The organism is Bradyrhizobium sp. 197 (assembly GCF_023073375.1).
Taxonomy (GTDB): domain Bacteria; phylum Pseudomonadota; class Alphaproteobacteria; order Rhizobiales; family Xanthobacteraceae; genus Bradyrhizobium.
The window spans coordinates 1-24280 of record NZ_JADPJJ010000148.1 but is presented as its reverse complement, the minus strand read 5'-3'; the positions used below and the strand labels follow the sequence as shown (position 1 = coordinate 24280).

General features: G+C 63.7%; 26 protein-coding genes and 1 tRNA gene. 18 read left to right on the top strand and 9 right to left on the bottom strand.

Features of this window, described 5'->3' with window-relative positions; translation table 11 throughout:
* Positions 1 to 177: 177 nt before the first annotated feature.
* On the bottom strand, positions 178 to 1533 hold the full coding sequence (gene glmU / locus IVB27_RS34740) for a bifunctional UDP-N-acetylglucosamine diphosphorylase/glucosamine-1-phosphate N-acetyltransferase GlmU (RefSeq protein WP_247447234.1): 1356 nt from the start codon (positions 1531 to 1533) through the stop codon (positions 178 to 180).
* Between the two features lie 173 nt (positions 1534 to 1706).
* On the opposite strand from glmU, the gene IVB27_RS34735 reads away from it, so the two are divergent.
* The gene (locus IVB27_RS34735) at positions 1707 to 3080 is read left to right on the top strand and encodes a hypothetical protein (protein ID WP_247447233.1); all 1374 of its coding nucleotides are present in this window, start codon (positions 1707 to 1709) and stop codon (positions 3078 to 3080) included.
* A gap of 181 nt (positions 3081 to 3261) precedes the next feature.
* On the top strand, positions 3262 to 3642 hold the full coding sequence (locus IVB27_RS34730) for a hypothetical protein (RefSeq protein ID WP_247447232.1): 381 nt from the start codon (positions 3262 to 3264) through the stop codon (positions 3640 to 3642).
* Here IVB27_RS34730 and IVB27_RS34725 read toward each other — a convergent pair.
* Positions 3602 to 5161, bottom strand: coding sequence for a glycoside hydrolase family 17 protein (locus IVB27_RS34725; RefSeq protein WP_247447231.1), 1560 nt, complete (start codon positions 5159 to 5161; stop codon positions 3602 to 3604). The two genes, IVB27_RS34730 and IVB27_RS34725, sit on opposite strands and share 41 nt — an antisense overlap.
* A gap of 329 nt (positions 5162 to 5490) precedes the next feature.
* Between IVB27_RS34725 and IVB27_RS34720 the strand changes: the two genes are divergently transcribed.
* The 3 genes from IVB27_RS34720 (at position 5491) to IVB27_RS34710 (ending at position 9365) form a co-directional block, all read left to right on the top strand.
* A complete protein-coding gene (locus IVB27_RS34720) occupies positions 5491 to 6084 on the top strand; it encodes a beta-1-3, beta-1-6-glucan biosynthesis protein (protein WP_247447230.1) in 594 nt (197 codons plus the stop codon).
* A gap of 215 nt (positions 6085 to 6299) precedes the next feature.
* Positions 6300 to 8963 (top strand): glycosyltransferase, encoded by a 2664-nt coding sequence (locus IVB27_RS34715; RefSeq protein ID WP_247346810.1) that lies wholly within the window; start codon positions 6300 to 6302, stop codon positions 8961 to 8963.
* Between the two features lie 326 nt (positions 8964 to 9289).
* A tRNA-Lys gene (locus IVB27_RS34710) sits at positions 9290 to 9365 on the top strand.
* Between the two features lie 58 nt (positions 9366 to 9423).
* Here the strand turns inward: IVB27_RS34710 and IVB27_RS34705 are convergent.
* Entirely contained in the window at positions 9424 to 9630 is a 207-nt protein-coding gene (locus tag IVB27_RS34705) for a hypothetical protein (RefSeq protein ID WP_247447229.1), read from the bottom strand.
* A gap of 307 nt (positions 9631 to 9937) precedes the next feature.
* On the opposite strand from IVB27_RS34705, the gene IVB27_RS34700 reads away from it, so the two are divergent.
* Positions 9938 to 10297 (top strand): hypothetical protein, encoded by a 360-nt coding sequence (locus IVB27_RS34700; RefSeq protein WP_247447228.1) that lies wholly within the window; start codon positions 9938 to 9940, stop codon positions 10295 to 10297.
* A gap of 193 nt (positions 10298 to 10490) precedes the next feature.
* Here IVB27_RS34700 and IVB27_RS34695 read toward each other — a convergent pair whose 3' ends face one another.
* Positions 10491 to 11147, bottom strand: a complete 657-nt coding sequence (locus IVB27_RS34695) for a hypothetical protein (protein WP_247447227.1) — start codon at positions 11145 to 11147, stop codon at positions 10491 to 10493.
* 365 nt (positions 11148 to 11512) lie between these two features.
* Between IVB27_RS34695 and IVB27_RS34690 the strand changes: the two genes are divergently transcribed.
* The 4 genes from IVB27_RS34690 to IVB27_RS34675 all read left to right on the top strand — a co-directional run bounded on the left by IVB27_RS34690 (position 11513) and on the right by IVB27_RS34675 (position 13581).
* On the top strand, positions 11513 to 11683 hold the full coding sequence (locus IVB27_RS34690) for a hypothetical protein (protein ID WP_247343349.1): 171 nt from the start codon (positions 11513 to 11515) through the stop codon (positions 11681 to 11683).
* Positions 11684 to 12332: 649 nt separating this feature from the next.
* Entirely contained in the window at positions 12333 to 12575 is a 243-nt protein-coding gene (locus IVB27_RS34685) for a hypothetical protein (protein WP_247447226.1), read from the top strand.
* A gap of 291 nt (positions 12576 to 12866) precedes the next feature.
* Positions 12867 to 13094: a hypothetical protein gene (locus IVB27_RS34680; protein WP_247447235.1), complete on the top strand. Its 228-nt coding sequence runs from the start codon at positions 12867 to 12869 to the stop codon at positions 13092 to 13094.
* Between the two features lie 199 nt (positions 13095 to 13293).
* The gene (locus tag IVB27_RS34675) at positions 13294 to 13581 is read left to right on the top strand and encodes an OapC/ArvC family zinc-ribbon domain-containing protein (RefSeq protein WP_247447225.1); all 288 of its coding nucleotides are present in this window, start codon (positions 13294 to 13296) and stop codon (positions 13579 to 13581) included.
* Between the two features lies 1 nt (position 13582).
* On the opposite strand, the gene IVB27_RS34670 is transcribed toward IVB27_RS34675, so the two are convergent.
* Both IVB27_RS34670 and IVB27_RS34665 read right to left on the bottom strand, forming a co-directional pair.
* On the bottom strand, positions 13583 to 14008 hold the full coding sequence (locus IVB27_RS34670; protein ID WP_247343360.1) for an NUDIX hydrolase: 426 nt from the start codon (positions 14006 to 14008) through the stop codon (positions 13583 to 13585).
* Positions 14009 to 14120: 112 nt separating this feature from the next.
* The gene (locus IVB27_RS34665) at positions 14121 to 15242 is read right to left on the bottom strand and encodes an AI-2E family transporter (protein WP_247447224.1); all 1122 of its coding nucleotides are present in this window, start codon (positions 15240 to 15242) and stop codon (positions 14121 to 14123) included.
* A 360-nt stretch (positions 15243 to 15602) separates the two neighbouring features.
* On the opposite strand from IVB27_RS34665, the gene IVB27_RS34660 reads away from it, so the two are divergent.
* From IVB27_RS34660 to IVB27_RS34650, 3 genes are all read left to right on the top strand, one after another.
* Positions 15603 to 15830 (top strand): hypothetical protein, encoded by a 228-nt coding sequence (locus IVB27_RS34660; protein WP_247447223.1) that lies wholly within the window; start codon positions 15603 to 15605, stop codon positions 15828 to 15830.
* Between the two features lie 163 nt (positions 15831 to 15993).
* A complete protein-coding gene (locus tag IVB27_RS34655) occupies positions 15994 to 18039 on the top strand; it encodes an acetoacetate--CoA ligase (protein WP_247447222.1) in 2046 nt (681 codons plus the stop codon).
* Positions 18040 to 18132: 93 nt separating this feature from the next.
* Positions 18133 to 18435: a hypothetical protein gene (locus IVB27_RS34650; protein WP_247447221.1), complete on the top strand. Its 303-nt coding sequence runs from the start codon at positions 18133 to 18135 to the stop codon at positions 18433 to 18435.
* A 5-nt stretch (positions 18436 to 18440) separates the two neighbouring features.
* Here IVB27_RS34650 and IVB27_RS34645 read toward each other — a convergent pair whose 3' ends face one another.
* Complete coding sequence (locus IVB27_RS34645) at positions 18441 to 18674, bottom strand: hypothetical protein (RefSeq protein ID WP_247447220.1); 234 nt, start codon at positions 18672 to 18674, stop codon at positions 18441 to 18443.
* A gap of 437 nt (positions 18675 to 19111) precedes the next feature.
* Positions 19112 to 19279 (bottom strand): hypothetical protein, encoded by a 168-nt coding sequence (locus IVB27_RS34640; protein ID WP_247447219.1) that lies wholly within the window; start codon positions 19277 to 19279, stop codon positions 19112 to 19114.
* A gap of 190 nt (positions 19280 to 19469) precedes the next feature.
* On the opposite strand from IVB27_RS34640, the gene IVB27_RS34635 reads away from it, so the two are divergent.
* From IVB27_RS34635 to IVB27_RS34625, 3 genes are all read left to right on the top strand, one after another.
* Complete coding sequence (locus IVB27_RS34635; protein WP_247343382.1) at positions 19470 to 20057, top strand: formyltransferase family protein; 588 nt, start codon at positions 19470 to 19472, stop codon at positions 20055 to 20057.
* Between the two features lie 185 nt (positions 20058 to 20242).
* The gene (locus IVB27_RS34630) at positions 20243 to 20587 is read left to right on the top strand and encodes a hypothetical protein (RefSeq protein ID WP_247447218.1); all 345 of its coding nucleotides are present in this window, start codon (positions 20243 to 20245) and stop codon (positions 20585 to 20587) included.
* Positions 20532 to 21077 (top strand): hypothetical protein, encoded by a 546-nt coding sequence (locus IVB27_RS34625; protein WP_247447217.1) that lies wholly within the window; start codon positions 20532 to 20534, stop codon positions 21075 to 21077. The genes IVB27_RS34630 and IVB27_RS34625 overlap by 56 nt, the downstream gene beginning before the upstream one ends.
* 51 nt (positions 21078 to 21128) lie before the next feature.
* Here the strand turns inward: IVB27_RS34625 and IVB27_RS34620 are convergent, their stop codons facing one another.
* A complete protein-coding gene (locus tag IVB27_RS34620; RefSeq protein WP_247447216.1) occupies positions 21129 to 21527 on the bottom strand; it encodes a RidA family protein in 399 nt (132 codons plus the stop codon).
* A gap of 151 nt (positions 21528 to 21678) precedes the next feature.
* Between IVB27_RS34620 and IVB27_RS34615 the strand changes: the two genes are divergently transcribed.
* Both IVB27_RS34615 and IVB27_RS34610 read left to right on the top strand, forming a co-directional pair.
* Positions 21679 to 22554 (top strand): DMT family transporter, encoded by an 876-nt coding sequence (locus tag IVB27_RS34615; RefSeq protein WP_247343393.1) that lies wholly within the window; start codon positions 21679 to 21681, stop codon positions 22552 to 22554.
* Between the two features lie 194 nt (positions 22555 to 22748).
* A complete protein-coding gene (locus IVB27_RS34610; RefSeq protein ID WP_247447215.1) occupies positions 22749 to 24167 on the top strand; it encodes a caspase family protein in 1419 nt (472 codons plus the stop codon).
* Positions 24168 to 24280: the final 113 nt, after the last annotated feature.

Genomic DNA, 24280 nt, shown 5'->3' with positions numbered 1-24280 from the left:
AATCCCCTTCGTTGCACCCGATTCCCGGCAAGCTCAATTAGCCCAGTGCGCCGTTTCCAGATTCTAAATCAACGACTTGGGAATTCTTCACGGACGACTCCTTCGAGACGCCCGCCTCCAGCGGGCTCCTCAGGATGAGGACGGAGTGCGCTGACTACAAGCTAGAAACAGTTCCGCTCACTTCTCCGGCTTCTTGCCGCGCGTCTTGATCTCGCGGTAGCGCGCAGCGCCGCCTTCCCTAATAGTCTGCGGGCTGCGCTCCAGCGCCATGGCATCGTCCGGCACGTCGCGCGTGATCACCGAGCCCGAGCCGATATAGGCGCCATTGCCGATCGTCACCGGCGCGACCAGCGAGGAGTTGGTGCCGACGAAGGCACCCTGCCCGATCACCGTCTTGTGCTTCTTGAAGCCGTCGTAGTTGCAGGTGATGGTGCCGGCGCCGATGTTGGAATTGGCACCGATGGTGGTATCGCCAATATAGGAGAGATGGTTGACCTTGACGCCGGCCTCCAGGGTCGCGGCCTTGGTCTCCACGAAATTGCCGATGCGCGCGCCGTCGCCGAGCGAGGTACCGGGGCGCAGCCGCGCATAGGGGCCGATCGAAACGTTCCTGCCGAGCGTGGTCTGCACGATATGCGAGAACGAGTGGATCACCGTGCCGTCGGCGATCGACACGCCGGGACCGATCACCACGAACGGCTCGATGGTGACGTCCTTGCCGAACACCGTGTCGGCCGCGAGAAAGACGGTCTCGGGCGCGATCAGCGTCACCCCGGCTTCCATCGCAGCCTTGCGCAGCCGTGCCTGCATCACGCTTTCAGCCTCGGCGAGCTGCGCCTTGGTGTTGATGCCGCGCACTTCGTCCTCGCTGGTTTCGATCACCACGGCATCCCATCCCTGTTCGCTGACAATGCCGACCGCGTCGGTCAGATAATATTCGCCCTTGGAATTCGCATTGCCGATCTTGTCGAGGATCGCCAGCGCGCGGCGTCCGTCGATCGCCATCACGCCGGCGTTGCACAGATCGATCTTGCGCTCCTCTGCGCTGGCATCGGCCTGCTCGCGGATCGCGACCAGGCGGTCGCCCTCGACGATGAAGCGGCCATAGCCGGTGGGATCGGCGGCGCGAAAGCCGAGCGCGGCGATCGCCGCGCCCTTGGCGAGCGGCGCGCGCAGCCGCGCGAAGGTCTCGGCCGAGATCAGCGGCGTGTCGCCGAACGCGATCAGCAGATCGTCGATACCCCGCGCAATGGCATCACGCGCCGCCAGCACCGCATGCGCGGTGCCGAGCCGCTCGCCTTGCACGAAGGTGAGCGCGTCGGGGCGGATGCGCTTTGCTTCGTCCGCCACCGCCTGATGGTCGGGGCCGATCACCACCGCGAGCGAGGTACCGGTTCCCTTGGGTGCAGCGCCGAGCACGTGGGCGAGCAGGCTCTGGTGCGCGACCGGATGCAGCACTTTCGGCAGGCTCGATCGCATGCGCGTGCCTTCGCCGGCGGCGAGCACGATCGTGAGGCTGGAACGGGCGGTCATCGAAAATCCTGTCAGATACGGCCGAATCAGTTGGCGGCGGCAGGTCGATGCCGTCATGAGCTATCGCCTTGCTACCCCCGCAATCGCCCGGAATTCAAGTGCGACAAGGTTTTCCTGTTAATGTTCCCTGATTGATTCGGGGAAGCCGGACAGGGCTGGGCGCTTAAACGTACATGGCAAAGGATTCCGACCCACTGGCGGATGCCTTCGGCACCAAGGAGACCGGCGGGCTATTCTCCGGACTTGTGGCCGAGGAGAGTTCGTTCGATCGCAGCATGATGTGGCGGCTGGGCTCGTGGGGCGTGGCGGCCGTCGGCGCCGTGGTGATTGCCGTATTCGCCAACCAGGCCCAGCTCGGCTGGCGGCGCGACCAGGTCGCGTCGGCCAATCTCGCGCACCAGGCCGACCGGCTCCAGATGCTGACCAAGGAGAGCCAGAACGAGGCCCGCCGCCTCGCCTCTGCCATCGAGACACTGAACACCGATCGCGACCGGCTCTATTCGCGCGTCACCGTGCTGGAGCAAGGGCTCGATTCTGTCACCGGCGCCATCGCCAGGCAGACGACCACGCCGCCGCAGGCGTCCGCTGCGAAGCCGCTGGACGCGCCAGCTTTGGTCGGGCCGCCCGCGCCCAGCGTCGCGCCGGTCGCCTCGACACCAGCACCAGTCAGCGACAAGCCGCGCACCGAAGTTGCCAAGGACTCGCCGAAAGACAGCGCAAAGGAGCCGTCGGGCTCGCCGACGCAGAGCGCGGCCGCCGCCTCGCTCCTGTCGCACGCGCCGCTGACGACCTCGACACCGCCGATGCTTCCGCTGGTGCCGTCCAAGTCGATCATGGCGCCGCCCGATCCGGCCGCATCAAAACTGGTGCAGCCCGAGGCAACTGAGAAGGCTGCCGAGAAGAAGCCCGACCCGGCGCCCGCTCCGATCGAAGTCGCTGCTGTGGCAGCGAAGCCGCCGGAGGCCGCCGAGAGCGAAGCTCCTGCGATTGCGGTCCAGCAGACGCGCTTTGCGATTGATCTCGGTGGCGCGAACTCGGTCGACGGCCTGCGTGCACTCTGGCGCGGCCTGAGCAAATCCAATCCGGAGATCGCGGCGCTGCGGCCGATCATCATGATCAAGGAAGGCAACACCGGCCTCGGCATGCAGCTTCGCTTGGGAGCCGGCCCGCTGATCAACGCCGCCGCAGCAGCCAAGCTCTGCGCAGGCCTCGCCGAAAACGACCGCCACTGCGAGACCACCGTGTTCGACGGCCAGCGGCTGTCAATGCGCGGCGGCCAGGAAAAGGGACAAGAGAAGACTCAGGATCGAGTTCAAGAGAAGAACTCCGACAAGACCCAGGACTCGGTGCCGCAAGCCGACACCGCCTCGGCGCCCGCGCCCGCCGCCAAACCGGACAAGCGCCGCCACAGCTATTCCTCAAAACGCTCCTCGAAGCGAGAGGAGCCCGCGCCTGCTCCTGCGGCTCCGCAGCCAGCCGCACAGGCGAAGCTGGAGACGGCGCCGGCGTCAGCGGGATCGACGTTGTCGTCGTTCTTCAGGCGATAAGCCTTGTGGACTGCGGCAGGCGTCAATAATCGCCGTCAGTGGAAAATCGTTGCGTCATGCTCCGCTACCCTGAGCGTGGATGACTTGCACACCGCCACAATGGCGCGCAGTTGCGCCACGATAGGCCGAAACTTCCACCTGCCCTGTTGCCCCCTCGCTTCATCCCGACCATATTGCGGCCATGACAAAAAAGCCCTTCCGCCTCACACCCTACCAGGTGCAGTTCCTGATCGTCGTTGGCTTCGCCAGCGTCGGCTATGCGCTCTATCTGCGCTACCTCGGAATCGAAAACTCGCAGGTCGGGCTCGCCTGCGACGCCGGACTTCAGACGCTGATCTGCAAGGCGCGCTCGGTCTCGACGGTGCTGTTCAAGAATTCGGTGTTCGGCATCGTCGCGCTGGTGGTAGCGACGCTGAATCTGATGCGGCCGTCGATCGTGCTCCTGACCGTCGGCATCATCGCCGCCGGCCTCGGCATCGTGCTCTACAATGTCGTGCTGTCGGGCCTGGCGATCGGCCTGTTCATTCTTGGATTTGCTCGGCCCGCGCCCGCCACATCGTGAGCGCGAACAACAAATAGATCGCGCAGGTCCACAGCGACTGCCAGTTGTCGCGGCCCTCGTTGAAGAGCACATAGGTCGCCGACAGCGTCAGCACGCCGGCAAATACCGACTCCGCGATCGGACGCTGGCCGATCTGCGGCCGGTTCAGCATCAACAGCGCGAACGGCACCACCGCCATCGTCAGCGAGGCATAGGGGAAATCCTTGTAGCGCGGATCGAACACGAAGCCGAGCGCGGTCTGCGCCGCGATCACCGCAGTCACCGCCAGCGTGAGGCCCAGCACGGCGGTGAGCTTCGACCATTTCCGGCCCTCGCGCGGGCCCAGCAGATCGAGAAAGGTCGGAAGACTGCGGCCGATCACCATCGCCTGCGCGCAGAAGATCGGCGACAGGATGCCGGCCGCGAGCAGCGCGCCCCACAGCAGCCAGCCGCCGATGCCGTAGCTCTCGTAGTACATCTTGTCGGCGCCGATCCCGAGCAGGATGCCCGCTGAGGTCGCCGAGATCGCCACACCGAGCCAAGCCGAGAAGCGCGGCGTCCAGGGCCTGCGCCGCAGCGTCAGGCCGGCGACCGCGAACACCAGCACGCAGAGGCCCATGCCCGCGCCCATGTACCATTTCCAGTACGGGAAATTGCTGATCGGCTCGCCAGGCGGGTATTTGAGGCTGCGGTGCACCGAGTCATAGAGCCCCCAATAACCGCCGACAGTGCCCTCCAGCTTGCGCTTCCACGGCTGGTCGTAGGACTCGATCAGATTGACGCGGAATTTCTGCTCTTTCGCGAGGGACAAAATCTCGGAGACGACGCGCGCCTGGTTGGTCCGCGACGGCAGCGCGCCTTCGCGCATGCGCCCTTCGCTCGGCCAGCCGGTTTCGCCGATCAATATCTCCTTGCCGGGAAACGCGACTGCCATGCGCTCGCGGATCGCCTCGACATGGCCGGCGGCGAATTTCGCCTTGACCGGGAAATCCTCCCAATAGGGCAGGATGTGGATCGTGACGAAGTCGACGGCGTCATAGACGTCGCGGTTCTTCAGCCAGAACTCCCAGACGTCGGCATAGGTGACGGGCACGCTGACTTGCGCCTTCACCGAGCGGATGATGGAGACGAGGTCCGCGGTCGTCATCTCGCCACGCAGCAGCACCTCGTTGCCGACGATGATGCTGGTGATGATGCCGGGGAAATCCTTGGAAAGGCGGACGGCGAGCGCGGCCTGCTCAAAATTCTTGGTGCGGTTGCTGGAGAGCCAGATCCCCTGCAGCAACTTCAGCCCGCCGATCCTGGCGGCGATCGCCGGCACCTGGTCGAGGCCGTTCTCCATCGAATAGGTGCGGACGCAGTCGGTGATCTCCTTGAGCTGGCGCAGGTCCTGCTCGATCTGATCGGCCTCGATATGGGTCCATGCGTTCAGCGGCGACTGCTCGCCGCGGAACGGCGCGTAGGAAACGCACTGAACCTTGTCGGCGGGATCAATCGGGGCGCGCGCGAGCGTGATCGGCGTGGCAAGCCACCACCACACGGCAGCAATCGCACCCAGTGAAACGAGCAGAAGCGCCAGTGGCGTACGAAGAGAAATCAGTTCCGTCCTCCCGCGAAGGGCCGTCGATTACCTGCTCGCACGCCATCTGCCAAGGGGGTGGCTCCGGTATGGATCGATCCCTCCCCTGAGGAATTTACCTGCGGCCGTTCGACAGAGGCCTAGGATCGTGACTTTGCTGGACAAAATTTGAAATTCAGGCCATGGAATCGAAAGGACTTTTCCGCCGCATTGGAGACCCATTTGGACGCCATCACCGGCGCGTCCGCGAGGTCCTGGCGCGGACGGTCAGTGAATATATTGGGGAATTCATGCGGCAACGGGTGTTCGAGTTACGAAATGCGGTCCTGCGGCAGTTCGCCGCCACCTTGGCCGTTACTTCCCTTCTCGTCATGGTCGGTCTCGGTGGCGCCTCCGCCCAGAGCGGCACGCCCGCCCCGGACCAGAGCAAGGCAGCCGCCCAGCCCGCCGACGCCGCCAAGGATGCCGCCCAGAACCAGCGTCGCACCGACGAGTTCGCCGAAGCAGCCCAGGTCATCAGCGGCCCGGCCGGCAACCCCGAATGCGTCTGGCTCGGCCGGCGCGTGATACGGCTGATGTGGCGGGACGACCTCGATACCGCATTTCGCCATCTCGACCTCTACGACCGCTTCGGCTGCCCTGGCGGCCACATCCAGGCCGCCTTCCGCTGCCTGACCCGCTTTGGCGGCCAGATTGATCCCAAGGTCGCCGAGACCCTGGACAGCCGTGTCCACGCTTGCTGGATCAACCCGGCCTCCCAGCCGCAGCAGGCGGCGGCCGCCGCGGCCTCGCAGCCCGCCGCGCCGACATCAGGCAATGCGCAACCGCAGCCGGCCGCGAGCCCCTCGCCGGCGGCAAGCCCGTCACCGGCGCCCTCGAAATAGCCGCGATTGTTTCAGCCTCCGTTCAGGAACGATCGGCGATAGAAGCAATTGGCACTGCTGCGTATTCCGAAATTTGCCACGCCCTCATACGGTCATGAGGCCATGACAGTTGTGAAACCGCGCGGCAGAGGTATGCTCCATTTGCCGCGGACTTGGTCGGATCTCGGGGTCGGATCCGCTTCCCTGCCCCCTCAGCCCCTTTTGGTTTAGCCGCGATGCGGGTTGTCGCCGCCGTTCTGTTGCTTGTGTCCGCGCTTCACGCCGGCCTCTGGGGAGTCTTGCGCGACAAGGAACCTGCGCCGGACTTTAGGGGCCTGTTACCCAGCCTGTCTTATACGCCGTTCGAACCGGGACATGCTGTCGACAACAACGTCGACCCCGACAAGATTCGTGCCGATCTGAAAAAGCTCTCGACCCTCACGCGTGCCATCCGCTCTTACTCCGCGACGGAAGGCAACGAGTTGGTGCCGCCGATTGCCGCCGAGTTCGGGCTCAAGGTCACGGTCGGCGCCTGGATCGGCAAGGACCCGGACCGCAACGAGCGCGAAATCAAGGCGGCCATTGAGCTCGCCCGCAAGAACAGCAACGTGAATGGCGTCGTGGTCGGCAACGAGGTGATCTACCGCGGCGAGCAGAAGGTCGAAGACCTCATCGAGATGATCAAGAAGGTCAAGGGCGCGGTCCGCGTGCCCGTGACGACCGGTGAGATCTGGAACATCTGGCGCGACAACCCCGACCTGGGCTCCAATGTCGATTTCATCGCCGCCCACGTGCTGCCTTACTGGGAAAATTTCCGCTCGGACCAGGCGGTCGACCAGGCCGTCGACCGCTACAATTTGTTGCGTAACCTGTTCCCCGGCAAGCGCATCGTGATCGCCGAGTTCGGCTGGCCGAGCGCGGGCTACAATCTGCGCAATGCCGACCCCGGTCCGTTCCAGCAGGCACTGACCTTGCGCAACTTCGTCAGCCGCGCCGATGCCATCGGCATGGAATACAACATCGTCGAAGCCATCGATCAGCCCTGGAAATATTTCGAAGGCGGCGTCGGTCCGTACTGGGGCATCCTCAACGCCAGCCGCGAGCCGAAATTCGCCTGGACCGGCCCGGTGGAGAATCCCGACTATTGGAAGTCGATGGGTATAGCGTTGCTGGTCGGTGTCCTGTTGTCGCTGCCGATCCTGCGGCTGGAGCAGCCGACGGCGAAGCAGGCGTTCCTGCTATCGGCCGCCGCCAATGGCGTCGGCGCCTGGGCCGCCACCGTGTTCGCGTTCTGGAACGGGCACTATTTCATTTTCGGCTCGGCCTTCGCACTGACGCTGGGCATGATCCTGCTTGTTCCCCTCGTCCTCATTGCGATGGCGCGCATCGACGAGATCGCCGCCGTCGCGTTCGGCCGGCCACCGCAGCGGCTGCTCACGAAGGGCAAACCGGTCGAGAACGTTCCCGAGAATTATTTTCCAAAAGTCTCGATCCACATCCCCGCTTATTTCGAGCCGGTCGAGATGCTCAAGCAGACGCTCGATGCGCTGTCGCGGCTGAACTATCCGAACTACGAATGCGTCGTCATCATCAACAACACGCCGGACCCGGCCTTCTGGCAGCCGATCCAGGACCATTGCCGCACGCTCGGTGAACGCTTCAAGTTCATCAACGCGGAGAAGGTGCAGGGTTTCAAGGCCGGCGCGCTGCGCATCGCGATGGACCGCACCGCCGTCGATGCCGAGATCATCGGCATCCTCGATGCCGACTACGTCGTCGATCCCGACTGGTTGAAGGACCTCGTGCCCGCCTTCGCCGACCCGCGCGTCGGTCTGGTGCAGGCGCCGCAGGAGCATCGCGACGGCGATCTGTCGATCATGCACTACCTCATGAACGGCGAATATGCCGGCTTCTTCGACATCGGCATGGTCCAGCGCAACGAGACCAACGCCATCATCGTGCACGGCACGATGTGCCTGATCCGCCGCGCCGCGATGGACATGGCCGGCGGCTGGTCGAGCGATACGATCTGCGAGGACTCGGATCTCGGCCTAGCGATCCAGCAACTCGGCTGGACCACGCACTACACGAACCACCGCTACGGTCAGGGCCTGCTCCCCGACACCTATGAGGCCTTCAAGAAGCAACGCCATCGCTGGGCGTATGGCGGCCTCCAGATCGTCAAGAAGCACTGGCGGAACTTCCTGCCCGGAAAGAGTCGGCTGACGGCTGACCAGAAGCGCGAATATGGTCTCGGCTGGCTGAACTGGCTTGGGGCCGAAAGCCTCGGCGTGGTCGTGGCGCTGCTCAACCTCATCTGGGTGCCGATCGTTGCCTTCGCCGACATCGCCATCCCCGACAAGATTTTGACGCTGCCGATCATTGGCGCCTTCATTGTCTCGCTCGCGCACTTTTTGTCGATGTACCGTGCGCGCGTCGCCATCAAGCCCGGCCAGATGCTGGGCGCCATGATCGCGGCGATGAGCGTGCAATGGACGGTGTCGCGCGCGGTCGCGCAAGGACTGATCACCGAGCACATCGCGTTCGCGCGCACCTCCAAGGGTGGCCTGTCCCGGATGTCGATCGAGTTCCAGGCGTTCTGGGAGGCCGTGATCGGCGCCCTGCTCCTGATCGGCGCCGGCGTGCTGGTCGCCTCCAACAGCTATCGCCAGATCACCGAGATCTACATCTTCGCGGGCGTGCTGGTGCTGCAGAGCCTGCCGTTCCTGGCAGCGGTCGCCATCGCCATCCTCGAGCTCAGCCGCATCAACTCGTTCCAGTTCTGGCGCGATAGCGCGATCCGCACCGCCGAGCTGATCGGCTTGCGCCCCGTCGCGCTGCCGACCCCCGCCGGCACGCCGCAGCCGTTGCCGAACGAGGTCCGGCGCGAAGCGAACTGACGGCGAGACGACCTCGCGGCGCGGGCGAGGCCCTCGGCCGGTAAGCCATCCTCGCTCTTGGGCGTGGATGACTGTGCGCCAATCAAGTTGAAAATCCCGACTTAAACCACGGAAGCGGCGAGCAAATCCCCGCTTCTGCCGCGAGTTTTGGCAGCCACCCCTGCTATTGACCTCCGCGCCCCATCCCCCTACACAGCGCGGGCCGAAAGCATGATCCGGAGAACAGCCGGTTTTCCCCGCGACGCAAGTAGGGCGTGGCAGCAAGACATGCTTCTCGAATGTCCGAACACGATGGCGATCTCTTTGAAAGCCATCAGCGGCCATGGGAGCGCGTAGCTCAGCCGGTAGAGCACGTGACTTTTAATCACGGGGTCCTGGGTTCGAGCCCCAGCGCGCTCACCAAGATAAATCAATGGCTGTTCGCGAGAGCAGATGAAAAGGCCCCGATTGCGACGGCGGACTACACCACGCCGCCGAAGTCGATGCCTTCCTTCGCAAGCTCCTCGGCTTCCTCGGCGGACTCTGTCGGCTTCGTTTCGAGATAGGCATGCTCAGACGCCGGTAGGACAGTGCGGATTTTCCCGCCATCTGCCCGCGTGATGCGGGCAACCCAACGCCTGGGGCCGTGCTCAACGTGCTGGATATGGTACTGCTTGTACGTAATCATGACTCACGGACGCAACTGACGCTAGCGGAGGCTCCCTTTTTATCTGACAGGAAGCTGCCGGACAACGGTTTCCTAAAGCTAGGTTAAGACCCGCCAGCGTGAACGGGCGGGTCCCGAGAGCGTAGTGCGAACATCAGACAGCCGCCAGCCGCTCGATGTCGTGGAAGATCGATCCAGCCATTTTCTCTCCGCAACTGCTGCGGTCGAACGAAAAGACTTGACTGAGCTGTGGAGCGTGCCGGCGTGAACCGTTCAGCGATCATTCAGCCGCTCAGGCGTAGGCATACTGCGATTGGGAGACAATCCGATGATAGGTGCCGTTGTCGCAACCTTGCTGGCGCTACAGCTCGGTGAGGTTCATCAGGTTCAATACCGTGTCCCTGTACACCCGCCGCCGTGCGGCAACGGCTGGGACGTCGGTGCCCGCGACGGCATGTGCTACCCCAACGGCTATTTGCCACCGCAAGAACAGGCCGCACGGCAGTACTATCGTGGCGGTAGAGGCTATGGCCACTATCCCGTTCCTTGCGGAAACGGTGCCGATATCGATAGCCGCGACGGCCAGTGTTACCCGACCGGAACGGTTCCGCCGCAGTTTCAACAGGGCCGGCAAGGCTATTACGGCGATGATTACTACGAGCGCCGTCCGAGGCGCCGTTACTATTGAAAGACCCACCAGCGTAAACCGGTGGGCCCTGGTAATCGCTTTTAGCGATCAGCGGAATCAGGCGAGGTGACAGTGCAGTCCAGCACTGTCACCGTCATTCCGCAATTCCAAGTCTGGGTAAAAGACCCGCCGGCGCGAGCCCGCTTGCCAGATTAGCGCGGACATAGTCCCAGATGACTTGCCTGACCTATCTTCAGCTTTCCGGGGCTGAGATTGTAGCCGGCACACTCAAGGGAGCTCCTCCAACCGAAACGGGCCCCATAGATTTCGATTGCGGAGCCATCCGCTTGCGCATCGTCGATCGATTGCGAGTGCGCCCTCTGGGGATGGAGGAGGTCATTTCCGACATCATTGCACTCTGCAGCGACTCGATCTTCGCAATCAGCGTGGACAGCTGCGAAGATACCTTCTTCACATCGACCCGTTCGTCCGTGATGCTCTGTCGCAGCGAAAGCAGCACCATCGAATCCGCCTGCAGCACAGCCGCGTTTTGTTGCAATGCCTGGTTGCTCTCCTGCAGCGAAGCCGTGTGTTGCTGCTGGGTCGACTGAATATCCTTCAAGGCAGCGACAACCGGATCCGGCTTTGGCGCTGAAGCCTCTTGCCGCGGTAGCAGATCAGCCAGGCTGCTCAGATTCAGCGATGGCAAGCCGGACGGCCATGTGTAGATCGCCGCCGCGCCGTTGATGGCCAGGGCACACACCGATAGCGCCATGACCGACGTCCGGCTGGACCGCTTGATCGGTTCTGGAGCGTCCGAGCTTGCGGGTTCGTGTGCCGCGACTGCGGCTGCAAGTGCTGCGGGGTCGAGTTGTTCGACGAGGCCTTGCGTTTCGAAAGTCGCGGTCATTGCATTGACCTCAAATGAGCGAGCAAAAGGATGCCGCCGCCGGAACGTCCTCGCGACGCCTCCTCTACGCAACACCCACCTACAACTGCCTAAAATTGTGGGCTTTTCGGATTAATTCCACGTTAGCGGCTTGCCCGCCTGGCATGCCCCCTCACCCCGGCCGAGTACGGGGTCCATGCGATAGAATTGCGGTAGCCCCTGCACCCATTTGAGCGCAGGACAGGCCCGACATTTTCAGGTCAAGTTCCGGTTCTCCGAAGCGAATGCTTTGCGTCTCGATAGTGGAACAGTCTGCCCTGAACCGCTACAAAGCTACAGACAACTCCCCCGAAAAGTGTAGGATTCGAGAAAATCGGAGGAGCGGCATGTTTGAAATCAACGGTTTCGACACGGCAGGCGTCGTCAGTCTCAAGCGGGTATCCCTCGCCGCCGCCCTCAAGAAAGCCCGAGAACTGATCGCGGACGGGTGCTGGGACGTTCAGGTCGTTAATCCCGCAGGCCAAGTCTACACATCGTTTGAGGAAGAAGCCGCTTAATCGCCCCGCCTTAGGCGTTTTTCAGAAAGCACCCGCCCATCCGATCGCGCTTCGCGTGCTCCGGCCGTGGCGGCGATTGACATGAAAAACCCCAGCGCCTGGTGGCTGCGCTGGGGCGTTTTCGAAATATAAATCGGTAAAGCAATGAGGCCTTCTTAGCAGCGGTCTCGACAACCGCTTGTGAGCTACTTCACACGGCTCGGCTGAACTTTTCACACCCCCGTGACTATCCGCCTCGGCCGACGTTGGACGAGGCGCTATTGAGCCATCGCTCCGTTGCTTCATCGCTCCAGCCGGGGACCGCGAAGCGCACGCGAGAATTCACGTCCGAGCGAGGACGATCGGCCGCAGGATGGCGTGTCGCAGGATTGCCCGCACGGGCGTGATGCACCGTTGCGGCGCTTGCAGACGTGCACAGCACGATCAAGAGGCCCATGGCCAAAACAGAGCGCATCGTATCGGCTCCCATCAAGCAACCGCTCGGGTCTATGTGATACACCAGCCGTCCCACCGCAATCCGACGCGGCTTCACAGCCAAGAGATGGAAGCGCGAACCGAGCTCCACTCCCGCGCGCCATGCCGTTGCCAATCAACTCGTTTGGGAGCACGCTGCCCTCCAGGCGCGCAGACGCCACTCAGGGAGAAGCACATGAAGGAGCAAGGCCTGGATAGTCGCCACCGGGACAAGGATGGCGCGATCAGCAAGAAGCACGGCAACACGCTGGTCGGCACGTTGCGCAAGATCTACGGAAAGGGTTTTGCCGCCGGTTATCCGGATACGACTGAACTCAATGAAGTGTTGCAACAATTGAACGAGACGTCGCTGAGCCAGTTGCGTCGCGATCACGACACGGGGCATCTCGGGCACAAGATCGACCACGTCCCGAAGTGACGGACTTCACTTAGCCAAACTTCAGGTAGTCGAAGCCGGCTCCGAAATTGCGGTGACGCCCAAACTTGTCACGCTGCGCCATCGCCGGCTGCAGCACCATTCAGATGAGTGGACGATTCCGCGTATATTGAGCGCACTGTCGCCCTAACACCACTGGCCGCCTTATCGCGAAGAACGTCACTCACGCCCGATCTGCAGAAGACAACCGCTAGAACGGGATACCGCGGTTTGAGCATTTCGACGCCACGCGCTAGCATGAGCCTTTTTCAGGAGGCTCATTTGAAACCGTTCATGTTCATCGCCGTGATTGCATTGCTTGCTACCGCTCCCGCCCGCTCCCAGGCACTGGTCGATCCCAACAAGGTTGCTCCCGAGTATCGCGAGGCGGCCGAGAAGCGGCGGGCCGAGCAGATGCGGCAGCGCGAATGCGCGCTAAAGGCAGATCTCGAGAAGGTGCTGCCGAGGGATCGCACCGTCTATCTCAACCATTGCCTGGACACGATAGCGGCCAAGCAATAGCGCCTGATCAAACGGCTTGATATCTCAGCTTGTCGCGACGGGCAGATGATGTTTGGCCGGCCAGGTTTTGCGAACACGGCCAGCACATTCGCGCCGGCTGCGGAAAGACCTGCCGGTGAAGTCCCGGAAGCATTCAAGCTTTCTTCAGACATTTGGGATCACCTGACGATCCATTTCCATCAGTCATTGTCGACCGCGGATGAGTTTCGTCCAGATTCAGTGCACGCGCTGCAAGACCGTATTCCGCGATCGCGCCGGACGGTTGCAGGACGGCTATTCCAGGCAATGTCCGAGCTGCGAGGTGGTGCTGTTCTTCGCGGAGGACTCGCCGAACCCTCAGGTCAAGCAGGCCATGAAGCGCGCGCGCAAGGCCCGCAAGGAGCAGCGCGAAACCGAAATGGCGAGGGCATCCGCGCCGCAGGCCCGTGTCAATTCTTCGCGGTCCCACGCCGGACGGACGCAGCAGCCGTCGGAGGACGAGGAGTAGCTTACGCCCGCCGGGGCTTCCTCGGAAACAGGCGGTCGCGGATATAGCGCGAGGTCGGCGTCAGGCGGATGCCGCGCGGCTTCTGCCAGGCGGCGCGGTCGAGCTCGTTCTTGTCGCCGATCGCGAGCCTGCCTTTGGCGCCCTTTGCGATGAAGATCGCATCGCTCATCTTGCGGCCGGAGCGCTTGTTCCTGGCCGTCACTTCCTTCCAGAGGCTGATCCGGCCGAGCTTCAGCTTGGGCAGCTCTTCTTTGATCTCCCGCCGCAGGCAGTCCTTGTCGGACTCTCGCGCGCGCTTGCGGCCGCCCGGGAACATCCACAGCCCGTCCGACCGGCGTCTGACCAACAATACCTTGCCGCGCTTGGCGGCTACCAGCTTGGAAGACTTCGCCATTTCCGCCGTAATCGAAAACAGAATCGGACCCATGGTAACTTGTCTAGTCGAATAGACAAGTTCAGCCCGCCGCTTGATCACAGGCCGCTGGGCCCTCAGGTCCGACGGGGTACGGCAGGCGGATCGCGCCGTTCGAGGTCCGAGATCAGGCCTCGTCCGCTTTTTGCCCCGCTCTTTCCCCTGCCCCTGCCCCTGCCCCCGCCTCTGCCCGGTCCTCCGTCCTGATCCAGGCCATCATCATCTCCCAGGCCACGGACAGGATGATCGGCCCGATGAACAGGCCGACGATGCCGTGGGCGAGCGTGCCGCCAATCACGCCGACGAAGATCACGATGGTCGGCGTGGTCAGGCCGCGCCCCATGACGAGCGGCTTCAACATGGTGTCGAGAAAGCCGACGAGGACGAGAAACACGGTGAGCAGCAGCGCCGTGGTGACGTCCTTGGCGGTCCAGATCCAGATGATCACCGGCAGCAGCACCAGAAAGGCGCCGATCTGCACGATCGAGAGCAGCAGCACGATGAAGGCGAGCAGGCCTGCGCTCGGCACGGCGGCGAGCTTGAAGCCGATTCCGGCCAGCAGCGCCTGCACGATCGCGACGCCGATCACGCCCTGCGCCACGGCGCGGATGGTGGCGCCCGCGAGCCCCAGGAAATGCTCGCTCTGCTCGGGCACGATGCGAAACAGGAAGCCGCGGCCGGCCGCAACCAGCCGCGGCCCGTGCGGAAACAGGAAGCCGGCCACGAACACCGAGACCAGGAACTGCAGCGTGCCGACGCCGGCGTCTCCCGCGAGCCCAAGCAACGGTCCCGCTAACGGCTGGAGATACGGCGCCACCTCGCGCAGCACCGCGCGGATGTTGTTGTAGGTCTGCTCCCAGAGGTCGAATAGCCAGGGGCCAATGAGCGGCCACGACTTGAGCCGCTCGGGCGCCGACTGAAGCGCGAGGTCGCCGGTGCCGAGCTGGCGCGCCAGCTCGCGCACGCCATCTACTGCGCTGATGCCGAGCCAGGTCGCAGGGCCAATGACGATGCCGAGCGTGATCAGGGTCAGGATCGCCGCTGCGGTCTTGGGCCGGCCGCCGAGGATCTTGGCGACCCAGCTGAAGGCCGGGTAGAACGCGACCGCGAGCACGCCGCTCCAAGCAAGGATCGGCACGAAGGGGCGGATGATCAGGAAGGTCCAGATGATCAACAGGCCGAGCAGGCCGACCCGGATCACGAGCTGGATGATGTCCTCGCCCGTCAGGAGTTGACGGAGACTTTTCACGGGCACGGCTTTCCTTGCGGCATTGACGCGGGTTCCGGCACTTGCTCGGTCCAGCGTTATTGCCAGCCGCGCATCCGGCGTCAAGACGACCGGTCCAGCCCGAGCCCGGCGATTAACGCATCCGGCCATTCGGCATTCCGGGAGCGGGCCGGCGATTGACCTTGCGGCGACGCCGACGGCTAGAAGTGGCCATTCACGCCGATCGTGACGGGGCTGCACATATGCGGAAAATCCTGGAGGTCCGCGACCGAAGGCGGTTTGGCTAACGACGATTAACCGGATTTCGGCCGGCGGGTTTACGCCGATGCAAAGCCGTGCACCTACGCTTTCATTGAGGTCCCCCAAACCACTTTCGGTGCAATGGCCAACAGCATCTGGACGATTGAAGAATTCACCTGCGCGGGTTGCAGCATGAACTACACCGCGACGAGGGAAGAGCACGCCGAAGCGCATTCCGGCAGCTTCAAGTGCAGCATCTGTAGCGGCGTGGTGCACACCTGGTCCGGCAAGCATCATTTCTTTGGCTGGGAAGCCGTGAAGGCCAAGCCGCCGGTGTTCGGAAAGCGCTGGGCAGACGAGGGCCGGTAGGTTGAACGACGAACCCTTTGAAGCGGTCGCGTTACGCCACTCAAACGTGTTCCTGGCGGACGCAGCCCGCTACTGCCGTCAACGCTGCCTGCGCGAAGTGCGGCTTCTGCTACTCCGCCGCAACAGATAAACTCCCCTTCCCCGCAACTGAAGCCGACACGCAATGACCGCAGCTTTCGTTCCCCAGATCGCCCTCTACCGCACCTGGCTCGCCGAGCAGCGCGGTCTCACCTTCGCCAGCTACGAGGACATGCGGCAATGGTCGGTGCGCGATCTCGACGGCTTCTGGCGCAGCATCTGGGACTATTACGATCTGCAATCGCCGACGCCGTTCCAGGCCGTCATCACCGAGCGCAAGATGCCCGGCGCGGTCTGGTTTCCCGGCGCCCAGGTCAACTATGCCCGGCAGGTGTTTCGTCATGTGGACGCGGCCGACGCCGCCGGCCTGCCCGCGATTGTCAGCAGCGGCGAGGACGGCAAGCTTAAAGAGACGAGCTGGCCGGAGCTGCGCCGCAAGGCGGCAGCGCTCGCGCTGCATCTGAAAGAAAAAGGCATCAAGCCCGGTGATCGCGTGGCTGCCTACCTGCCCAACATCCCCGAGACCATCATCGCGTTCCTGGCGAGCGCCAGCATCGGCGCGATCTGGAGCGTCTGCGCGCCCGATATGGCGGCCCCCGCCGTGATCGACCGCTTCAAGCAGATCGAGCCGAAAGTGCTGATCGCCTGCGACGCAGTCACCTATGCCGGCCGACTGCACGATCGCAAAGACGTCCTCGCCGAGCTGCGGCGATCGCTGCCGACGGTCGAGCACGTCATCCTGCACAGCGAGACCGTCGCACCCGCAGCGCCGGACGTACTGCTCTCCGATATCCTTGCAAGGACAAGTGCGGCGATCGACACGTTCGAACCGGCCTGGCTGCCGTTCGACCATCCGCTCTGGATCGTCTATTCCAGCGGCACCACGGGCCTGCCGAAGCCGATCGTGCACGGCCATGGCGGCATCGTCATCGTGGTGCTGGCGCTGCTGGGACTGCACAACGATCTCGGCTGCTCCTACCACGAGAACTCGTTCGGCGAGCGCTATCACTGGTACAGCTCGACCGGCTGGATCATGTGGAACAGCCAGGTCGGCGGCCTGCTCAATGGCACCACCTGCTGCATCTTCGACGGCAGTCCCGGCGGCGCCAGGGAGAAGCCGGACTGGACCACGCTGTGGCGCTTCGTCGCGCAGTCGAAAGCGACCTTCTTCGGTGCGGGCGCGGCGTTCTTCGCCAACTGCGCCAAGGCGGAAATCGACCTCGCCGCCGGTGATCTGTCGCGATTACGCTGTCTCGGCTCGACCGGTTCTCCGCTCAATGCCGACACGCAAGCCTGGTTCAACAACCGCTTCGCGGCGCTCTCGAGGACCAACGGCAGCAAGGCCCAGGCCGATATCTGGTGGGCCAACATCTCCGGCGGCACCGATTTCGCAGGCGCCTTCATTGGCGGCAACCGCGAACTGCCGCAGACGTCGGGCGCGATGCAGTGCCGTCTGCTGGGTGCTGCCGTGGAGGCCTTCAGCGAACAGGGCCGCGCCGTCATCGACGAGGTCGGCGAGCTCGTCTGCACCGAGCCGATGCCGTCGATGCCGCTCTATTTCTGGAACGACAAGGGCGATGTGCGCTATCGCGCGAGCTATTTCGAGACCTATCCGGACAATTTCGACGGCAGCGGCCGCGGGCCGGTGTGGCGGCACGGCGACTGGCTCAAGGTCGACCCGGACGGCTCCTGCATCATCTATGGCCGCAGCGATGCCACCATCAACCGGCATGGCCTGCGCATGGGTACGAGCGAACTCTACTCCGCGATCGAAGCCTTGCCGGAGGTGCTGGACTCGCTCGTCGTCGATCTCGAATATCTCGGCCGCGACAGCTACATGCCGCTGTTCGTCGTACTGCGCGACGGCGTCGCCTTCGACGGCGCGATGCGGGCGAGGATCAACAAGGCGATCGAGGCTGGCCTCTCCCGGCGATTCCTGCCGAACGAAATTTTCGCAGTCGCCGAGATTCCGCGCACGCTCTCGGGCAAGAAGCAGGAGCTGCCGATCAAGAAGCTGCTGCTCGGCCAGCCCGTCGAAAAGGTCATCAACAGGGAGGCGATGGCCAATCCCGCCTGCCTCGACTGGTATCTCGCCTTCGCGCGCGACTATCTGGCGCGAACCGGGGCCTGAAGGGAGATCGCCGCAATTGCGCCGATGCCGTTTGGACTCCGTTCACCGATCGCCGCTAGAGCAGGATGGATCTTCCGAAAACGAACGCGCGCCATGGCCGACCTCAACGCCGTCCTCACCAGGCTCAACGACCGTCTGCTCCGCCTCGAAGGCGAGCTGTTCGTGCTGCGCTCACTGGCGCGCGCGACGCTGACGGCGGGCGACGAGCATGCGGCGCGGATGCGCAAGCTGGTCGAGGCCGCAAAGGTCGCGCTTGACGACGAGGCCGCGCGCGCCCTCGACAAGCCGACGCGCAAATATGTCGATGCGGCGACCGCGCTGGTGGAGGAATTGCTGGTCGAGCCGACCACGGCACGGCCGTTGTTCACCGTCATCGACGGCGGCCGGCGCGACTGAGCGCGTCAGATCTGATGCGTCGCGCCGAGGTCCGCGGATTCAGCCTTGAGCCGGCTGAGGCCCGCCTCGATGATCGCGATCTCATCGTCGATCTGACCGATCGGCCGGCTGAAATCGTAGCCGGACCTGCTCTTCAGGTCGACCGCGAGCCGCTGTCTGTGCATCATCAGCTGGTCGAGGCCGCGCCGGTTCTTCAGTCGGACATAGACGTCGACGATCTGCTCAATCGCGCTCGGCATGAAATCGGTCCCGGCAAAAAAGCCCGCACGGCGCACCACGCCGGCGGGACAATTTCGGTGTCGCGGTACGCAATACAAATCCGCGACGGATTCGTCGATACGCCAAGCTGGTTGAGATCGTATTACCGTCCGATGCTTTCGTGATGGCCCAGCACGAAAAAGCCGCTGGCGATCATGCCAGCGGCCAAAGCCGGGTTCGAAAACGGATACGGGTTGAAATTTCGCCAGCCCCGGTCGGTCCATGTTCTATCGGCAAACCGGGGTCCTCTATGTTAAAAACGACACACAGGAACCGGCATATTCATCACTTGCCGTCCGAGCGTGGCGGCGCGGCAACGCTAGTCCGTGACGCAGAAGTATGGACGCGGCAGCGCTGCGGTAGGCGCTGTAGCGGTAATACGGCCGGTACGCGTAGCCGCGATAAAGTGCCGGCGGCTCTAAAAGTTGGTCACCGGCCCTTCCGCGCAGCCATAGGTGTCCCAGGTCGGGCCGATGAAGGGCGCCACCCCAACCTCAGGCGGGACCGCCGGATAGGGTGGTCCGCCGGCGCGCGCCGGAGTGGTCGCGATCAGTGCCGCGAGAATGACAAGCCACGCACTTCGCATGCGCTCGCTCCAAGCCGGTGCCAAGCGCCCATGGAAGCACCGGACCGGCCGGCTCCGCAATCGACGAATTTATCGCGCATCTGGGCCCCGGTGCATTGTTGATAACCGGCGCAAACGCCGCGCGGGTGGTGACAGGACGTCCGGACATGGTATCGGGGGATGACGCAGTTGCGAGACGGATCGGACCCCCATGCGCATTACCCTCGTCGGCTCCCGCCATTTCGGCGTGACCACCCTGAACATGTTCCGGGAGCACGGTGTCTCGATCGTTCGGGTCGTAGTGGCCGACGCGGAGGATCGCCTCGCCGCGACAGCCCGGGCGGCAGGCATCGACGTCATGGTCCAGGCCGACCCCAAGCTGGTGGTGGCCTCCGAGATCGCCCCCGACACCGATCTGATCGTCACTGCGCACAGCCATGCCCGGATCGGCAAGGACGCGCTCGCCGCGGCGAAGCTGGGCGGGATCGGCTATCATCCCTCGCTGCTGCCGCGCCATCGCGGCAAGGCCGCCGTGGAATGGACTATCAAGGAAGGCGATCCGATCGCCGGCGGCACGATCTATCACCTCGCCGACCGCATGGACGCCGGCGCCATCGCCGCCCAGGAATGGTGCTTCGTCAAGAAGGGCGAGACGGCACGGGAGCTGTGGGAGCGCGCACTTGCCCCGCTCGGGCTCAAATTGCTGGCCGACGTGATCGACTATGCCAAGGTCCACAAGGCGCTGCCGTCCAAGATTCAGGACGAGCAGTTCGCGACCTCGGCGCCAGCTCTTTCCTGAGTCGCTCTCCTGACGTTTACCCTTAACGTGAAGGGGCGTTGATTCTGCTTCGAAAATTGCAGTCGGAAATGCAAATAAACCATTGTTTCCACTGGAACAATTTTCGATTTGGCATTGCAACAAATTTCCGTCACATTTGGTCCCAATAAGCGTCAGTATATCAGACAGATTCAAGGACCAAATTCATGCGTTTTGCTCGCATTGCGGCGTTCTGTGCCGCCTCAGTTATCACCCTCGCCGCGCCCGCTTTCGCCCAGACCCCCTATGACGGCAACTGGCAGGTCACCATCGTCACCAAGAGCGGTTCCTGCGAGCCGACCGCAAGCTCGTTGCTGACGGTTGCCGACGGCAGGATCAGCGCCCCCGGCGCTAACGTTTCCGGCACCATCGGCCGGGAGGGTCTTGTGAAAGTTTCGATCAATGGCGCATATGCCAACGGTCAACTCAGCGGCAACGCCGGATCGGGAAAGTGGAATGGAGCATCTGCAGGCATACCGTGCAGCGGGCGATGGCAAGCATCGCGCCAATAAGCAATTCGGGACCACCGGCCTAAGCCGGCGGCTTCTGATCGCGGCCGCCGTTTTATTTGCGGCGGGCATTGCGATCTCTGAGAGCAAGGCGCAGTCCGGCCCGTTCGCCCCGCTTGCGGGCAGCTGGAGTGGCTCCGGCACGGTCACCCTGGATGACGGCTCGAGCGAGCGGATTCGCTGCCGGGCCAAATACATCCCGATCGGACCGACGATGGAGATGGCGCTGACCTGTGCCAGCGACGCCTACAAGTTCAACCTCGGCGCCAGCGTCAAGGCTGAAGGCAGCGCCATCGCCGGCAGCTGGTCCGAGGCCAGCCGCAACATCTCTGGCTCGCTTTCGGGCCGCGGCGCCGGAGGAAACTACGAGTTGGTCGCCTCCGCCGCCGGCTTCAACGCCAACATCTCGCTGAAGACGATCGGCAACAAGCAAATCGTCACGATGCGCGCCGACAGCCAGTTCCGCGGCGCCAACATCTCGCTGACGCGCTAAGCCGATACAAGCAAATTACAATCGACCCGGCGACCTCGCCGGGTCGTTTTTTTATGCGTTCGGCACGAACGCCGTGACCTCGATCTCGACCTTGGCCCGGTCGTCCACGAGACCGCCGATGTAGAGCAAGGTCGAGGGCGGGAAATTGCGCCCCAGCGTTTCCTTCCAGGCCGCGCCGATGCCGGCCCCGGCTGCCTCATATTCGCTGCGGCTGGTCAGGTACCAGGTCAGGCGGACGATGTGCTCGGGGCCGGCGCCGGCCTCGCCCAGGAGCTTGATGATCCGCTTCAGCGCGGCCCCGACCTGCGCCGCCATGTTCGGCGCGTAATTGCCGGTCTCGTCGCCGCCGGTCTGCCCGGCCAGCACCACCCAGCGGCCCGGCCCCTCGGCCACGACACCATGGGAAAAGCCGCGCGGTTTTTTCCACTCGGCCGGCTGCAATATCTGCATGAGCGAAGCCCTTCCGTTTTTTGTCCTTGGTCGCTGATGCCTTAGCACGCCGCCGTGCATCGCTGCATCCGCAGATTTGGCCGTTGCAAACGACGGCGATGTCGCCGATACCGGCCCTCCCTCAGGACCCTCGCCTCCCATACCAGCGCCGATGAACACGACACCGTCCAAAACGATGGCTGCCCTGTGGATGGCCGGCTGGCTGTCGCTGATGCTGGTCATGGCGGTGGCCGGGCGCGAGACCACGCGCGAGCTGAATGTTTTTCAAATCATGGAAGTGCGCTCGGTGATCGGGTTCACGCTCCTCCTGCCGATCATCTACCGGGCCGGAGGCTTCAAGGCGGTCGCGACCAAGCGCCTGCCCCAGCACCTCGCGCGCAACGGGGTCCATTATTTCGCACAGCTCGGCTGGTTCTACGCACTGACGCTGATCGGAATCGGCCAGGTGGTGGCAATTGAATTCACCATGCCGATCTGGACGGCGCTGCTGGCCGCAACTTTCCTGTCCGAACACATGAGCGTCTGGAAGATCGCCGCCATCGCGCTCGGCATCGTCGGCGTCGTCATGATCGTGCGGCCCGCCACGGGCGAGATCAATCCGGGCCAGTTGATCGCGCTGGGGGCTGCGATCGGCTTCAGCATCTCCATGATATTGGCGAAATCGCTGACCCGAACGGAGAGCGCATTGTCGATCCTGTTCTGGATGATTGTGGTGCAGTTTGTCGTGGGCCTGCTGCCGACGCTCTATGTCTGGACCTGGCCGTCGGCCTCGCTGTGGGGCTGGCTCTTCGTCATCGGGGTGTGCGGCACTTTTTCGCACTACTGCCTCGCCAGCGCGCTCAGGTACGCAGATGCGACCATCGTGGTGCCGATGGACTTTTTGCGGGTTCCACTCACGGCAACCGTCGGCTGGCTGCTCTATTCTGAGCGGCTCGATGCTTGGACTGTATTCGGCGCGGCGCTGATCCTGTGCGGTAATCTCCTGAATTTGAAGCCGGCTTCAGCAGTTCCTGCCCGCGCGCAGTGAACCTCGCCCGGCCTCGCGCGACAAAACAAAGTGGCCGTGTGATTTGGATCACGTTGGACGGGCATTCGCTCGTGCAACAGTCCGCCACCAAGCAACGGGTGACGGTCGTTTTGCTTGCACGGAGCCGGGCGATTTCGTGTAGGTTTGCTGCCAATTTGTTGCTGCCTGCAATTCGATTCTGTTGGGGATTTCAGATGCGCACTCTCACCCTCCTCGCTTCGCTGATGTGCATGGCGTTGTCGGTCAGCGCCGCGAAGGCCGACCGCCGTGTTGCCTTCGTCGTCGGCAACGGCACCTACAAGAACGTCGCGCAATTGCCGAACCCGCCGATCGACGCCAAGGCGATGGCGGCGACGCTGCGCAATGTCGGCTTCGATGTGATCGAAGGTTCAAACCTCACCCGCGACCAGATGACGGAGAAGCTGCTGGACTTCGGCCGCAAGGCGCAGGGCTCCGATGTCGCAGTGTTCTATTATGCGGGTCACGGCATCGCGGTCGGCGGCTCCAACTATCTCCTGCCGGTTGACGCCGACATCAAATCGGAGATGGACGTCAAGCTCGGTGCCGCCATCAACATCGACCTGACGCTGGAGCAGACCATGGGCGACGCCAAGGTCAAGCTCGTCTTCCTCGATGCCTGCCGCGACAATCCGTTCGCTGCCAAGATCAAGTCGAACTCCGCGACCCGCAGCGTCAACGTGCAGAGCGGTCTTGCCGAGATGAAGTCCGGCGAAGGCACGCTGATCGCGTTCGCCACCGGCCCGGGCCAGACCGCGCTCGACGGCCAGGAGGGCAACAACAGCCCGTTCACCCGTGCGCTGATCGACAACATCACCAAGCCTGGTATCGAGATCCAGCAGGCGATGACGTCGGTGCGCGCCCAGGTCAACGAGGAGACCCACAAGGGTCAGCTGCCCTGGGGCCACACCAATCTGATTGGCGCAGTGTATCTCAACCAGGCGCCCACGACCCAGGTTGCCAATGCGGCACCGACGGCGGCTGGCGTCGTGCCTGCGGCGACCGGCGGCAATTCGGACGGTGTCGAGCTCGAATACTGGCGCTCGGTCAAGGAGAGCAACAAGCCGGAAGAACTCAACGCCTACCTCTCCGCCTACCCAAACGGCCAGTTCAAGGCGCTGGCGCTGGCGCGGCTCGCCGCGATCAAGAGCGGCCCGTCGACGACGACCCGTAACCTGAACGCCGGTGTCGATCCCGCGACCTTCACCGACGACGCCAGCCAGCTGACCGAGGACCAGATCGGCCTCGACAAAGGTCAGCGCCGCGACGTGCAGCGCCGCCTGACGGGGCTCGGCTTCGACATCAAGGTCAGCGGTGCCTTCAGCGACGACACCCGTACGGTGCTCAAGCGCTGGCAGGCGGCACGTGGCTATCCGTCGACCGGCTATCTCAACAAGCTCCAGCACAAGGCCCTGCTGTCCGAGATCGTGGCCACCACGCCGACGGCGAGCGACGAAAGCGCGAAACCAGCCCGGCGCGCCAGCACCCCTGCCCCGAGCGCACCGGCCCAGCATCGCAGCGGCGGCGGCGATCCCGGCGCGGCCTTCGTCGGCGGTGTCGTCGGCGGCATGATGGGCGGCATGTTCCGCCGCTGAGGCGAGGACCAGATCGCAATCGGGATAGGGGGACGCCTCGCGGCGTCGCCCCTCCCACACCACCGTACGTACGGGTCCGTATACGGCGGTTCGGTGGATTATGCGGGTCTCGG